Origin of the sequence: Luteibacter sp. (assembly GCF_036499525.1) — a bacterium.
Lineage (GTDB): Bacteria > Pseudomonadota > Gammaproteobacteria > Xanthomonadales > Rhodanobacteraceae > Luteibacter.
Genome location: NZ_DASYDO010000078.1, coordinates 14,541 through 28,214, shown reverse-complemented (window position 1 = coordinate 28,214; position 13,674 = coordinate 14,541). Strand labels below are relative to the sequence as shown.

Annotated in this window: 15 protein-coding genes; 4 read left to right on the top strand and 11 right to left on the bottom strand. The window is 66.6% G+C overall.

The genetic code is table 11. The features are described from left to right. Nucleotides 1-223 precede the first annotated feature (223 nt). Entirely contained in the window at nucleotides 224-1,489 is a 1,266-nt protein-coding gene (gene waaA / locus VGM71_RS16670; protein WP_331547229.1) for a lipid IV(A) 3-deoxy-D-manno-octulosonic acid transferase, read from the bottom strand. Nucleotides 1,490-1,568: 79 nt separating this feature from the next. On the opposite strand from waaA, the gene lpxL reads away from it, so the two are divergent. Together lpxL and VGM71_RS16660 are read left to right on the top strand one after the other, a co-directional pair. Beyond that, nucleotides 1,569-2,486 (top strand): LpxL/LpxP family Kdo(2)-lipid IV(A) lauroyl/palmitoleoyl acyltransferase, encoded by a 918-nt coding sequence (gene lpxL, locus VGM71_RS16665; protein WP_331547223.1) that lies wholly within the window; start codon nucleotides 1,569-1,571, stop codon nucleotides 2,484-2,486. A gap of 136 nt (nucleotides 2,487-2,622) precedes the next feature. After that, complete coding sequence (locus VGM71_RS16660; protein WP_331547221.1) at nucleotides 2,623-3,537, top strand: VirK/YbjX family protein; 915 nt, start codon at nucleotides 2,623-2,625, stop codon at nucleotides 3,535-3,537. A gap of 9 nt (nucleotides 3,538-3,546) precedes the next feature. On the opposite strand, the gene VGM71_RS16655 is transcribed toward VGM71_RS16660, so the two are convergent. From VGM71_RS16655 to VGM71_RS16635, 5 genes are read right to left on the bottom strand one after another with little or no spacing between them, the layout of a single operon-like run. Continuing rightward, nucleotides 3,547-4,908: an aminotransferase class V-fold PLP-dependent enzyme gene (locus VGM71_RS16655; RefSeq protein WP_331547227.1), complete on the bottom strand. Its 1,362-nt coding sequence runs from the start codon at nucleotides 4,906-4,908 to the stop codon at nucleotides 3,547-3,549. Between the two features lie 8 nt (nucleotides 4,909-4,916). Then, complete coding sequence (locus tag VGM71_RS16650; RefSeq protein ID WP_331547219.1) at nucleotides 4,917-5,477, bottom strand: rhodanese-like domain-containing protein; 561 nt, start codon at nucleotides 5,475-5,477, stop codon at nucleotides 4,917-4,919. After that, nucleotides 5,474-6,013, bottom strand: coding sequence for a YeeE/YedE thiosulfate transporter family protein (locus VGM71_RS16645; RefSeq protein ID WP_331547217.1), 540 nt, complete (start codon nucleotides 6,011-6,013; stop codon nucleotides 5,474-5,476). Before VGM71_RS16645 ends, VGM71_RS16650 begins: the two co-directional genes overlap by 4 nt. Next, on the bottom strand, nucleotides 6,010-6,519 hold the full coding sequence (locus tag VGM71_RS16640; RefSeq protein ID WP_331547215.1) for a YeeE/YedE thiosulfate transporter family protein: 510 nt from the start codon (nucleotides 6,517-6,519) through the stop codon (nucleotides 6,010-6,012). The genes VGM71_RS16645 and VGM71_RS16640 overlap by 4 nt, the downstream gene beginning before the upstream one ends. A 2-nt stretch (nucleotides 6,520-6,521) precedes the next feature. Beyond that, nucleotides 6,522-7,409, bottom strand: a complete 888-nt coding sequence (locus VGM71_RS16635) for a sulfurtransferase (protein ID WP_331547213.1) — start codon at nucleotides 7,407-7,409, stop codon at nucleotides 6,522-6,524. 153 nt (nucleotides 7,410-7,562) lie between these two features. Here VGM71_RS16635 and VGM71_RS16630 point away from each other — a divergent pair, with 153 nt between their 5' ends. Together VGM71_RS16630 and VGM71_RS16625 are read left to right on the top strand one after the other, a co-directional pair. Then, nucleotides 7,563-8,762: a sensor histidine kinase gene (locus tag VGM71_RS16630; protein WP_331547211.1), complete on the top strand. Its 1,200-nt coding sequence runs from the start codon at nucleotides 7,563-7,565 to the stop codon at nucleotides 8,760-8,762. Then, nucleotides 8,759-9,511: a LytTR family DNA-binding domain-containing protein gene (locus VGM71_RS16625; RefSeq protein ID WP_331547209.1), complete on the top strand. Its 753-nt coding sequence runs from the start codon at nucleotides 8,759-8,761 to the stop codon at nucleotides 9,509-9,511. The genes VGM71_RS16630 and VGM71_RS16625 overlap by 4 nt, the downstream gene beginning before the upstream one ends. A gap of 9 nt (nucleotides 9,512-9,520) precedes the next feature. Here the strand turns inward: VGM71_RS16625 and VGM71_RS16620 are convergent, their stop codons facing one another. The 5 genes from VGM71_RS16620 to VGM71_RS16600 form a co-directional block, all read right to left on the bottom strand. Then, on the bottom strand, nucleotides 9,521-10,279 hold the full coding sequence (locus tag VGM71_RS16620) for a glycosyltransferase family 2 protein (RefSeq protein ID WP_331547206.1): 759 nt from the start codon (nucleotides 10,277-10,279) through the stop codon (nucleotides 9,521-9,523). Beyond that, nucleotides 10,269-11,552 (bottom strand): O-antigen ligase family protein, encoded by a 1,284-nt coding sequence (locus VGM71_RS16615; protein ID WP_331547204.1) that lies wholly within the window; start codon nucleotides 11,550-11,552, stop codon nucleotides 10,269-10,271. Before VGM71_RS16615 ends, VGM71_RS16620 begins: the two co-directional genes overlap by 11 nt. Beyond that, on the bottom strand, nucleotides 11,549-12,661 hold the full coding sequence (locus tag VGM71_RS16610) for a glycosyltransferase (protein WP_331547202.1): 1,113 nt from the start codon (nucleotides 12,659-12,661) through the stop codon (nucleotides 11,549-11,551). The genes VGM71_RS16615 and VGM71_RS16610 overlap by 4 nt, the downstream gene beginning before the upstream one ends. Nucleotides 12,662-12,749: 88 nt before the next feature. Then, complete coding sequence (locus tag VGM71_RS16605; protein ID WP_331547200.1) at nucleotides 12,750-12,956, bottom strand: zinc-finger domain-containing protein; 207 nt, start codon at nucleotides 12,954-12,956, stop codon at nucleotides 12,750-12,752. Nucleotides 12,957-13,066: 110 nt separating this feature from the next. Then, the gene (locus VGM71_RS16600; RefSeq protein WP_331547198.1) at nucleotides 13,067-13,657 is read right to left on the bottom strand and encodes a YceI family protein; all 591 of its coding nucleotides are present in this window, start codon (nucleotides 13,655-13,657) and stop codon (nucleotides 13,067-13,069) included. Nucleotides 13,658-13,674 lie beyond the last annotated feature (17 nt).

Genomic DNA, 13,674 nt, shown 5'->3' with positions numbered 1-13,674 from the left:
CACGCGCACCATCGTCGACGTGCTGATCGCGCAGCAGAACCTGACCCAGGCGCTCAGCGATTACTCGCAGTCCCGCCACCAGTTCATCCTCGACAAGCTGCTGCTCAAGCAGACGGCCGGCACGGTGGACGTGAAGGACCTCGAAGCGGTGAACGCGCTGCTTCAGTAAGTCTCCGGATACGGCAAGAAAAGAACGGGCCCTTTGTGGCCCGTTCTTTTTGCCTTATTCCTGCAGCAAGCGGTCGATCAGCTCCATCACCCTGCCGACCGAACCGCGCTCGCTGTCGAAGACATGGCGCGCGCGGTTGCCCATGGCCTCGCGCTGCTCCCGGTCGCGTAGCAGCGCCAGCACATGCTCCCCGAGCTCGTCCTGGTCGTTCACACGCTGGCCACCACCCTCGTCCAGCAGGGCCTGGGTGATTTCCTCGAAATTGAAGGTGTGCGGGCCCACCAGCACGGGCTTGCACAGCGCCGCGGGCTCGAGCACGTTGTGGCCGCCGATCGGTACGAGGCTTCCGCCCACGAAGGCCACGTCGGCCGAGGCGAAGAAGCGCAGCAGTTCGCCCATGGAATCGATGACGAAGCACTGCGTGGCGAGCCCGGGCGCGCGGTCGGTGCTACGCGTGGCGACGTTGAAGCCAAGGCTTCGCACGGAGGCCTCCACCGCCTTGAAGCGTTCCGGGTGGCGCGGTGCGATGAGCAGCAGGGCGTCGGGGAGGCGGCGCATCACGTCAAGGTGGGCCTCGAGGACGCACATCTCCTCCCCTTCGTGTGTACTGGCAGCGATCCAGACGGGGCGCCCCTTGCCCCAGGCCTCGCGCATCGCCGTGCCGGCCTCGAGCGCGGCCTGCGGTACGGGCATGTCGAACTTGAGGTTGCCGCATACGGTGAGCTGGCTGGGCTCGGCGCCCAGCAGGCGATACCGCGCGGCGTCGGTGCGGGACTGCGCGGCGATATGGCTCACGCAGCGCAGCGCACGCTTCACCAGCGAACTCATGCGTGCGTAGCCGCGCAGCGAGCGCTCGGACAGGCGGGCATTGGCGATGAGCAGCGGAATGCCGTGCCGGCGACAAGCGAAGTAGAGGTTTGGCCAGATCTCCGTTTCGACGATCACGGCCAGCCGGGGGCGTGTATTGCGCAGGAAGCGCTTCACGGCGAACGGCAGGTCGTAGGGCAGGTAGACGCTGTGCACCTTGTCGCCGAAGAGCTGGCGCACGCGCTCGGAGCCCGTCGGGGTGACCGTGGTCACCAGCATCGGCGCCTGCGGGTAGGCCTCCATCAACGCCTTCACCAGCGGCTCGGCCGCGTTCACCTCACCCACGGACACCGCGTGCACCCACAGGCAGCCGGCAAGGCGAGGCTCGCGGAACTGGCCGAAGCGCTCGCGCCAGCGCACGTGGTAGTCGCCGTAACGCATGCCGCGCGCCATCAGGCGAAGCATCACCAGCGGCGTGAACAGGTACATGGCGAAGTTGTAGAGCAGGCGCAGGAGCACGCGGTTCCCTGGATTGCCGGTAGCCGGTCAGTATAGCCGCCCCCATTCGTTACAATGCCCGGCCATGCCTGGTATGCCCCGTCCCCACCTCACTCGCGCCCTGCTCGCCCCCCGCCACTGGCCGGCGTGGCTGGGCGCCGCGTTCATCTGGGTGATCGCCCACCTGCCCTTCCGGCTGCTGATGCGCCTGGGGCGCCTTGCCGGGCGGCTGGCGCTGCACCTGAACCCCGAGCGGCGGCGCGTGGCCGCGACGAACATCGCCCTGTGCTTCCCCGAACTCGACGCGGCGGCTCAGAAGGTCCTGGTGCGCGCCAACCTGTGCGACGTGGGCATGATGCTGGCCGAGTTCGCGCTCGGGTGGATGGGATCGGATCGTGCGATCGCCCGGGTACCGGTCACGGTCGAAGGGCTGGAGCATCTCGAAACCGCCCGCAAGGCGGGGCGAGGCGTCCTCCTCGTGGGCGGGCATTTCTCGCACCTCGAACTCTGTGCCCGGCTGGTGTCGCAGCGCATCCGCATCGCCGGCATGTACCGGCGCATGGATTCGGACGTGTTCGAGTTCGCGGTGCTGCGTTCGCGTCTGCATTATGCGGATGCGATGTTCGAGAAGGACGACATCCGCGGCACGGTGAAATACCTGAAATCCGGCGGCACGCTCTGGTATGCGCCCGACCAGGACATGCGCAGCAAGGACAATGTCTTCGTCCCGTTCTTCGGCGTGCAGGCCGCGACGATCACCGCCACCCATCACCTCGCCCGGTTGTCTGGCGCCCTGGTCATCCCGTTCTATCACCGGCGCCTCCCCGGCGACGCGGGCTACGCGATGCGCCTGGGCGCACCGATGGACGACTTCCCCAGCAAGGATGCCGCGCTGGACACGGCACGCGTGAACGCGCAGATCGAGCAGATGGTGCGGGAGGCACCGGAGCAATACCTCTGGGTGCACAAGCGCTTCAAGACCCGCCCGCCGGGCGAACCGAAGGTCTATTGAGTCCGCACGTCTTTCCCTGACCTTTCCCCATTCCGAACCCCGACAGAACACCGGGCGTACGGCTTGGCATCATGAAAGCCCTGGGAAAAAGGGCGCGCGCATAACGTGCGTCGTCACCAAGAAACGGACCTTCCTCATGCAATCCATCTTGCGTTTCGCGCGCTCGTTAAGCGGGCGCGTCGGCTGGCACAGCACGCGCGTGCGTGGCATCGCCGCCACGTTTACCTATATCGGCCGGTGCGTTGCACGCTGGCGCGAACACGATGCGTGGCTGGCCGTCCTCGAGTCGGCACCGATGGCGGGCATCGCGTCGATCGATCGCGTGCTGCCGGAGCGTTACCAGCATCGCTACATCAACCGTGCGTGGACCATGCAGCAGAGGTTCCGGGCTTTGCGCGACCATTACGAATTCGCGCTCGCACGCTTTCCGCGCCCGCTGTTCCACACACTTTATCGCGAGCGCCAGGTGTTGCTCAGCAAGCTGCGCCTTCGCGACGGCCAGCACCTCTCGCTCATCCTGAAAGCACCGTTCCGCCGCAGTCGCGAAGGAGAACTGAGCCTTTCGCTCACCGACCAGAACGGCCTGCAGATCTCACACGCCACCATGACTTTCATCGACGGCGGCCGCGCGATCGCCATCGGTTGCCTGCAGGGTGCGACCAACGACGCTGGACGCGACGCGGTACGCGAGCTCACCCGGCAGTGCCACGGCCTGCGGCCGAAGAACCTGCTGCTGTCGATGATTCGCGCGTTGGCCGAAGCATTCGCCGTGGAGCACGTCGTAGGCATCGGCAATGCCGCCCATGTATTCGCCGGCATCCCCGACCGGGTCAAGGCCGAGTACGATGCGTTCTGGATGGAAGCCGGCGGCGTTCCGGGCACGGACGGCTTCTACGAGCTACCGCCACGCGAGCCCGCGCGTTGTGCGTCGACGATCGAAAGCAAGCGTCGCGCCGAGTTCCGCCGCCGCGAAGCCCTGCGCGGCGAAGCCTGCGAACGAGTCGTCGCCGCGTTCGGCTTCGAACGGACGGGCGTGGCGCTCGCCGCCTGACCGGCAAATCTACTCGCTGCAATCAACAACCAGTGCCACGGCCCGCTCGATATCGGTGCGCGTGGTGGGGGCACCGACGGACAAACGCAGCGCACCCACGGTAGCGCCCTGCCCTGCGCAGCTACGGAATGCCTCGATGCTGAAGCGACCCTCGAGCTTGTCGAAACAGCGATCTACTCCCATGGCATCGAATCCGAATGCTTTTTCGGCCGCCCCTGGATTGCAGAAGCAGCCACCCCGAATGGCGACGCCATGCTCGCGCGCCCGCCATTCCACGTGCTCGTGGGGCAGCACGCCACCGTCGCTCCGCAGCACGTTGAAGGCGACGATGCCGCCCCGCTGCTCCATGTCGCGGGGGCCATACAGGCGCACAAGCGGCGCGCCGTTGCGGTGTCGCAGTGTCGCTGCCCGTGCCAGGAAATGCTGCGTATGCGACTGGATATGGGCACGCAGGCCCGGGCGCGGCATGCGATCGAGAAAGGCGAATCCGGACTCAATGGCGGCGAGGTCGAGGAAGTTGGGGGTTCCGTCCTCGAAGCCCTCGTGACCCGTCCTGAGGGCATACCGCCCATGTGCGACGGAAACGAACTCCACGGTGCCACCTGAAAACCAAGGCCTGCGAAGTCGCGCCAGGGCCGATTTTTTCGCAATCAATGCGCCGACACCTGTGGGCAAGCCGAACAGTTTGTAGAACGAACACACGACGAAGTCGGCAGCATGCTCCCTCAGGCTCAGCGCGCCGTATGGACCGGCTGCTGCCGCATCGACCAGGACATCGCATCCGAGCGCCCCGGCCTCTTCGATGAGTGACAGGTCGTGACGTACGCCGGAAAAGTTGGACTGCTGTGGAAAAGCGAACAAGCCCGCGCCCTGTCGCTCGATGCTCGCCCGCACGTGGGCCGATCCGCGATCGAGCCGAAGTTCGGAATCCAGCGGGAGCACGCTGACCGGCGCCCCTGCGCGCCAGGCAAACTCCCGAATGCCGTTGACGGAATTGTGGTTGTCGGCCGAGAGAATGAGTCCACGCCGCAACGAAAATGCGTAGCTCTCGGCGACGAGTTTGATGGCTGCCGTTGCGTTGGCGGTGAAGCAGACATCGTGGATCTCCGGATCGGCGTCGAAGAAGGCCAGCGTCGCGGCACGGGCGGCCGCTTGCGCAGCAGCGCTGTGGCGGGACGCCAGATGCTCCGAATGGGGATTACCGAAAATTCCGTGCACCAGACGGTCACCGTGCTCCCGTGCCTGCGAGGCGCCGTACAGCGCGCCGGCCGCGTAATCGAGATAGGCAATGCCGGCGGTATCGAGACGGGCGAATTCGCTGGCGCGAAGCGCGGTGAAGTCGAATGCATCGGTCGCATCCGCGGGCTCCATCGCGGGCGCTAGCATCCGCGCCTCCGCAAACTGCGCCCAGCCTCCTGCTCTCCCCCAGTGCGGGGAGAACCGCCGAAGTAGTGGCTCAATGCCGCGATCTGTGCGCGCTCCGTGGGCGAGCCGTTCACCGGCAGCCATGGACTGAGCACCTCGTCGCGCCAGTCGGCAAGGCCGCCCGGCAAGAACACCGCCTTGGTGACGCCAAGCGAGCGCAACATGACCCAGGCCTGGCCGGCATGCGCCCCTTCCTGCGAGTAGAGGACGATGGTCTCGTCGGGGGCGAAGCGCGACGTCGCCAACCGGTCTACCGGCACGTTCTCCGCGGTCGGGATGGCGTCGTGACGAAACTCGGCCGGCGAGCGCACATCGATGACGCGAAGTCCCGTCCGGCGATCGCGTATCCATTCCGCAAGCTGGCGTGCGCTGACATGGTCGGAGCCGTCGGCGATCGCCCGGGCGACCGAATCCAGATCGAGGCCTCGCTGCGGCGTGCGAGAAGGGCTGCCCGCGAAGGGTGCCGCCAGGCCCAATGCAAGCGCACCCATGCCTAACCCTCGCACCAGTCTCATCGTATTGCCTCCCGCTTCGCTATCCATGCCAGCGCCGAAACGGCGGCCACCGCGACCAGCGCGACCACGACGCCGTAAGGCAGGCCGGTGAGGCACTGGAGGGTCAGCGGGCCGAGTGGCGTCGAGCGGTAGAAAGTTTCGACCGCAGGGAAGGCCAGGCCCACAATCAGCACGCCAGCGAACAGTCCGAGCATTGTCGCGGCCCCTTCGATGCGACCGCTGGCCAATGCCACACAGGACGTGCCCGGGCACAGGCCGCTCAGCACGAATCCGAGTCCGAAGAGCAGACCGCCGACGAGTTGCGGAAGCAGATAGGTGTCGGGCACGTAGAACGTGCCGGCATCGAACAGACCGAGTCGCCCGCCCCAGAAGACGCCGAGCATCGCGGTCACCATCGCGCTCAGCATCACCTTGAGGACCGTGAAATCCCGCAGGTAGAACTGGCCGGCAAGCTTCGGTGGGTCGCCCAGGCCGGCGCGCTCGAGTGCCCAGCCGAACGCCACGCCGATGCCTCCCGCGATCAGCAGGTCGTTCATGGCCAGAGCCTGCGCATGAGTGGCGCGGCGAGGAAGCCGGCAAGGAACAGTGCCGCCATGAAGATCCAGGCGCCGACACTCAACAGCGCACCGCCGCTCAGCGCGAGGCCGCTGGTGCAGCCTCGCGCCAGCGCAGCCCCGATGCCCATCGACACGCCGCCGATGACGCCGGCAACCAGCCTGCTGCCGGACGGGCGCACGGCGGGGACGAGGATTGGCTGTGTTCGTCCGGCAAGGGCAGCCGAAGCGGCAGCGCCGACTATCACGCCGATGATTTCGACGACAAGCCAAGCCGTCCATGGCGAACCGTCCTGGAGATAGCTGCGGAAGTAGCCGCTGTGCACGGCGGTGTCCGGAGAGACCGTGGCGACGACACCGCTCGCTACGCTCGCAAAGGCGCCAGACGCTCCCAGCCCCTGCCCGGACAGCACGAAGCAGGCAAACAGCACGAGGCCCAGGCAAACACCGGTCGCATGGGGTTCGGCATAGGGACGGAAGGGGCGCATCGTCAGAGCTCGACCGGAAGGTCGCGCGTCGTCCAGTCTTCGAACGAACCGTCGTAGAGCACGGCATCGATCCCCACGGCACGCGCGGCGAACAGCACCGCCGTGGCCTGCTGGCCGATGTGGCAATAGGCGATCACCCGATCGCCCGGCTCGACACCGGCCTTGCGGAACAACGCGAGCAGTTCGGCCGGCTTCTTCAGGGTCAGATCGTCGTTGGTGATGCTGGTGAACGGCAGGTTGCGCGCACCGGGAATATGACCGCGATGCTGGTGGCCATCCGCACCGCTCTCTTCGAGCCCGTCGTAGTACATCGCCGCGCGCGCATCGATGAGCACATAGCCCGTCTGCCTTGCGTGCGCTTGCACGAACGCGGCATCGACGATGGTTGGCTGAAGGTTGAAGGCCGTCAGTGTGCCCGGCTGCGTTGCCGCGGATGCCCGGTCGGTCAGGGGGCGGCCCTCGCGGCGCCACTTCGGCATGCCGCCGTCCAGCAGGTCGGCGTGCGCCGCCAAGCCGGCGGATTGCAGCGTGAAAAGTATCCGCGTCGACACGGAGACGTGATCGTTTCCGAAGTACACCACGACGTGGGAGCTGTCGGAGATGCCGAGGCCCTGCAATCTCTGGCGCAATTCCGGCGCCGAAGGCACCTGCAGCGAAAGCTCGTCCGACGTAACGGCGACATCGTCAAGCCGGACGAAGCGTGCGCCTGGAATATGCGCGGACTTGTACTGCGACTCTTCGCCGACCTGAAGCAGCACGAGCTCCGGGTCGTCAAGGTGACTCTGCAGCCACTCCGTGGATACCCACGGCTCAGCCGGCGACGTGGCCTGCGCGGATCCGGCGAGGATCGCGAACGCCATGGCCGCCTTCGCCAGAATCTTGGTCTGCATGGTTGCTCCCCGTGTTGTGTGTGCGACAGGTATAGGGCACGCCGGCGTACGGGGGGATGGGCATGCGACGGAACCGGTCGGCGATGCGACGAATCGGCCCAGGCGCGGATGGCTCGTGTGCGCGGTCACGGCTGCTTTGCTAACCTGTTTCGCATGGATTTGCCCCACGACGACCTGCGTGCCCGACTGCCGCGAAGCGTGCTGTCCGACCTCGGCAGCTGGACGCTCTACCAGGACTTCCGACCCTTCACCTGGCCCTGGTTGCTGCGCCGGGGAATCATCTTGTGGCCGTTGGCAGTTCTCGCCGGTTGCACGTACGCGACCTGGCATGCGTCGGGCATGGGTACATGGGGTGACTGGCCAGGACTGGCACTCAGGGCATGCATCGCATCGCTGGTCGCCGTTTCGGCCGGCCCCCTGCTCGCCACGTTGATCCGGCATCGCCGTCTGCCGCTCGTATTGGAGCGCGCGCTGGTGCTGCTGGCGATCCTGTTCGGATTCTGGATCGGGGTCGTCGCCCTGACTTGGGCGAGCGCTTATCACGCTCATCTCATGCAGGCCTATTCCGGACAGCGCATGCAGATCAGCTGGTTCGGACAGGCGGTTTCCAATTTCCTCGCCGCCACCGTCAACGCCTCCGTCTTTGTCCAGATACTCGCAGGCGGAGGTTTCGCTGCGATCTATTACCTCGGCGAGCGGCGCCGCGTCGCCCAGTTCGCAGCCAGCCGCCAGATCGAAAACCTGCGCGCCGAACGGAACGCAGCCGACATGCGCCTGGCCATCCTGCAGGCCCAGGTCGAACCACACTTCCTCTTCAACACGCTGGCTTCGGTGCGGTCGCTGATCGCCAGCGAACCCGAGCGCGCGGCGGGAACCATCGACGCGCTTGCGGCGTATCTGCGCGTCGCGTTGCCGCGCATCCGCACCACAGGCATCGAGGAAGCAACACTGGGCCGCCAGATCGATCTCTGCCTGGGCTATCTCGAGATCATGAATGTCCGTACGGCCGGCCGCATCCGGGTTCATGTCGACGCGAGCGATACCGTCCGGGCCCTGCCGTTTCCTCCATTGATCCTGCTGACACTGGTGGAGAACGCGATGACCCATGGCATCGAGCCGAAGCCCGGCCCCGGCATGATCGCGATCGTCGCCGGCATGGTGGATGGATTCCTGAGCGTGAGCGTCGAGGACGATGGCTTGGGACTGCAGCCCGGCACCACGCCAGGCCTGGGCCTCGCGAATGTCAGCGCCCAGCTTCGCGATCGTTTTGGAACACGCGCACGCTTCGACATCGCATCGCGTGCCGGAGGCGGGGTGAGCGCAAGCATCCACATTCCGCTCGCATTCCCATGACCGCCCCCATCACGGCCCTCATCGCCGAAGACGAGGAACCGCAGCGGATGGAGCTGCGCGGCATGCTGGCAATCCTGTGGCCGCAACTGACCATCGTCTCGGAATGCGAGGATGGCATAAGCGCGCTCGATGCCTGGACCTCGAAGAAGCCGGACGTTGCGTTCCTCGACATCCGCATGCCGGGACTCGGCGGCCTCGAGGTGGCACGACAGGCTGCCAGTCCAGCCCAGGTCGTCTTCATCACCGCTCATGACGAATTCGCGGTGAAGGCCTTCGACGCCGGCGCCATCGATTATCTGCTGAAACCGATCCGCACCGATCGCCTCACCGAAACGGTGGCACGTCTGCGCACTCGCCAGCCCGCGGCGCAAGTCGATCTGACGGCGTTGATCGACAGCCTCGCGGGACGGCTGGCGCGAGCGGAACCGATCACCTGGATCACCGCCAGCATCGGCGATACCCTCCGGATGATCCCCATCGAAGACGTCGTTCTTTTCCAGTCCGGGGAAAAGTACACGCGCGTCGTCACCGCCAGCGATTCCGCATTCATCCGGACGCCGCTGAAGGATCTGATGCTGAAGCTCGATCCGGACGTTTTCTGGAGGATTCACCGAAACGCCATCGTTCGCGTGTCGGCGATCCGGCAGGTCAGGCCGGACGGGGATGGTCGTTTCCTGGTCTGGCTCCACGGCTTTGCCGAGCCGCTCCGTGTGAGCGACGCGTACCGCCATCGCTTCCGTGCGATGTGATCCCGCGACTTACTCGTCGCGGTCCGAGCGGCGAAGCTCGTAGAGCTTGGCGTATTTGAGGAACGCATAGAACGCATGCACGCGGGCCGCGACGAACCCGGCCCAGCCGCCACGCCAGTGACCACGCCAGAAGTAATAGCGGGCGAAAGCGATCGTCGGATAAACCACCATCCGCACACGAAGGAACCGCGGTACCCGCGCATGGCGATCACGCACCTGCAGCGACGAGTAACGGTTGGCCTTGTCCACGCGACCTTCGATATCGCGTTCGCCGTAGTGGTCGATAACGGCATCGAGGCGGCGCACTGGCCCGTCGACAACGATGCTCTCGTGTACCTCGTGCCCGCTCATGCGGGCGCGGGTGCGGTCGAACAGGCGGATGTAATGGTTGAGCCGCGCGCGCTCGGGTTGCCAGCGCCAGAACACCCATTCACGACGCAGCAGCACATAGCCGGCGGCGTCCGGCGATTCGAGCACGGCACGAATGCGTTCGGCGGCCGAAGGCGTCAGTGCCTCGTCCGAATCCAGCAACAGCACCCAGCGATGCCGGGCGAGATCGATCGCCGCCTGCTTCTGCGCGCTGTAACCCGCGAAGGGCTGGACTTCCACGCGCGCGCCGAGCCGCATGGCGATATCGCGCGTCGCATCGGTGGACCCCGAGTCGAGCACCACGATGTCGTCCGCGAAGGCGACGGAGCCGAGGCAGGTGCCGATCGTGTCCGCATTGTCGAACGTGGTGACGACGACGGACAGCGGTTCACTTGCCACGGCGAACCTCCATGTCGTCAGGCAGGTCGGCGAAGATCGCGGCCGCCCAGACCGAAAGAAGCCACGCCGCCAGCAAGCCCCACCAAGCCGAATAGAAGGCCATATGGGTGTTCAGCGGAAACAGGATCGCCACCAGGGCGACCGTGGCCGGGAATGCTCGCGACCGGGCGGACGGGCCTGCCCGCCACCACGTGCGGACGGCGAACGCGACGGCGGCAAGCCATGCCAGCAAACCAAGCGTGCCGGTCTCCGTGGCGACTTCAAGAACGACCTGGTGAGCATGGCAGGCGCCTTCGCCCTCCCCGCACGTTTCCGTCGTGAGGAAGTGGTCGCCCGGCAAAGCCGCCGAGGGGTAGGCCACGCGGAAGCCACGCACGCCCACGCCGTTCACCGGGTGTGCCGCGTACAGGCGCAACGCGGTCGTCCATATCTCGAGACGGCCGGTCAGCGCCGTGTCCATCCCGGCGGAGGTGCCGGAAAGTGCCGGGACGGTATGCGCTACACGTTCGCGAAAACGCGGCGACACCTGCCAGGCCAGCGCGGCCGCGACGGCCACGACCACGCCTGCACCGGCGCAGGCCACGGCGAAGCGACGCGGCGAACCGGCTTCGCGCCAAAGGAAGGCGACGGCCACGATCGCGTAGCAAAGCCAGGAGGCGCGGGAGCCGGAGAGCAGCACCGGACCCAACACCAGCAGAAAGGCGAGCACCAGCCCACGGCGCCCCCAGCGCTCGCGCGCGGCCCAGAGAAGGAACGGCGCCAATGCGGAAAGTGCGGGCCCCAGCTTCAGGTTCGTCGCGCCGAAGATGCCCGAAAGCCGCTCCGGGTCCGAAACACCCGCCAGGCCGTAGCCGGTCAGGGCCTGGACCCAGGCATCAGCGACCCATACGGCGACCACGGCGGCCGTGGCGAAGTAGAGCGAACGGACCTTGCCGGGCCTGCGCATGGCGAAGCAGGTATACACGCCCAGCGGCGCGAAACGGAGGATGCCGGCCACCGTGCCCCAGCTCTTGCCGGGTGCAACCGCATCGATGGCGGAGACGAGCGCCGCGCCGGCGTAGGCGGCGAACAGCCAGAGGAACAGCTTCGCCCCCGGGTGATGGCGTAAGGCCCCGGGCTCCCGCAGCAGCAACAGGATGCAGCCCACCAGAGCGAGAAAGACACCGAGTTCCGCGCTACGCCCGAAAGGCAGCAACGCGGGCACCAGCCAGACGGGAAACAATGGCGAGGCGAAGCCCGCCCGGATCGCGGCGCCGAGGCTGCGTCCGCTCACGCCGCGGGCACGCCTTGCACCACCTCGGCATAGAGCGCCAGCGTGGCGGACTGCATGTCGGCCAGCCGATAACTGCGCGGTGGCGGAATGGGCGGCGCGAAGCGGAGGAGTTCCGCGGCGCGCTCGACCAGCTTCTCGCGATCGCCCAGCGGCACGCGACCCGCGGGATAGAGCTCGGCCAGCAGCTCGCCGACACCGCCATGCGCATAGCCCATCACGGGCCGGCACAGCGCCAGCGCCTCCACCACGGTGCGGCCGAAGGATTCCGGGCGCCGGGAGAGCTGAAGGATCAGGGCCGACATGGCATACACATCGCGCACGTCGGAGCGTTGGGGCGAAATCACCACCTTGCCGTCCAGGCCGCGCTGGTGAACGAGCGCGCGCAGTTCAGCGATATAGGACTCCCGGCCCGCCTCGTCCGCCCCGAGCAGGAGAAGGCGGGCGTCGATATCGCGCTGGTCCAGGTCGGCCAGCAGCTCGATGGCGTCCGCGTGGCCTTTCAGCCGCGTGCCGCGTCCCGGCAGGGTGAGCAGGGGTGCCCCGGCCAGTTGTGGGTACTGCTCGAAGAACGCCCGCTGCCAGGTGTCGTCGGGGCGGTAACCATAGGGGAAGGCATCGGTATCGATGCCGCGCGGGATGACCGCGATGCGCGCGGTGTCCACGTCGTCGGGGTAATGCCGCAGCACGTAATCGCGCAGGGTCTGCGAGACCACGATGACCCGCTCGCCGCGCATGAGGATGGCGCTATAGCGCCCCGGGGTATTCAGACCGTGCACGGTGGTGACGAAGTGCGGTCGCGGCTTCACGCCCCGCATGGCCCACCAGCCGATCCACGCCGGAAGGCGCGAGCGGGCGTGCACGATGTCCGGCTGCAGCTCGCGCAGCAGGTTGCGTAGCTTGCCCACCATGGAAAACGTGCCGAGCGATTTCCTGCCGATCGGCAGGGCAATGTGACGGCTGCCCTCGGCCTCCAGTTGCTCGACCATCCGCCCGCCGGCCGACACGACGATCGAGCGATGTCCGGCCTGGACCAGGGCCCGGCCGATTTCGAGGGTCGAACGCTCGGCACCGCCCGAATGCAGGGCGGGAATCAGTTGTACGACGGTCATCGTCCGACGGGCGGAGACGGTGGCCATGAGTCGGTCCGATGGGAGGAAGGTACGGAAGCCATGCAGGAAGCATGCCCCGCGAGGCCGATCAGTTTTTCAGGACGTAGCTGGCGGCGCAATAGGGACACTTCGAGGTGCCGCCCTCGTCCTCGATGGGCAGGTAGACCTTCGGGTGCGAATTCCAAAGGTACATGCCCGGCATCGGGCATGACAGCGGCAGGTCGGCGCGCGTGACTTCATAACGGTTTTCGGCATTCGCCGGGATCAGCGGCGCGGCCGCGGGATTGGGACGCATGAGGAACTCCGGGCGATGCGGTGGAACAGGGAACAGCGATGGTAGCAAAAAAGAAAACCCGCGCCGTCGCCGGCGCGGGTTTTCAAGGCCGGAAGGCCGAACTCCGCTTCTTACTTCTTTTCCGCCGAGGCGTCGTGGGCTTCGGTGGTGATGCGGATCTTGATCTCGTCCGACACGTTCGGCACGTAGGCGCCGACGCCGAAGTCCGAGCGCTTGATCGTGGTGGTGGCGTCGAAGCCCACGGTCTGCGTCTTCATCATCGGGTGCGGGCCGATCTTGTTCAGGGTCACGTCCAGCGTGACCGGCTTGGTCACGCCGTGCACCGTGAGGTCGCCGACGACTTTCAGCTTGCCCTTGCCGGCCGCCGTCACCTTGGTGCTCTTGAAGGTCACGTTGGGGTACTTGGCGGCGTCGAGGAAGTCGGCCGACTTCAGGTGCTCGTCGAGCTTGGGCACGAAGGTATCCAGGCCGGCCATCGGCAGGGTCGCCTCGACGGTCGCCTTGGACGGGTCCTTTTCGTCGTAGACGAGGGTGCCGTCGGCCTGGCGGAAGTTCGCACTGGGGTTCGAGAAACCGAAGTGGTTCCAGCTGAACAGGACGACCGTGTGGGCCGGGTCCAGCTTGTAGGTGACCGGGGCGGCGACAGCGTTGCCGGCGGCGGCAACCAGGCCGGCGAGGATGAGATAGCGAAGAGCGCGCATGGTGTATCTCCTGCAGT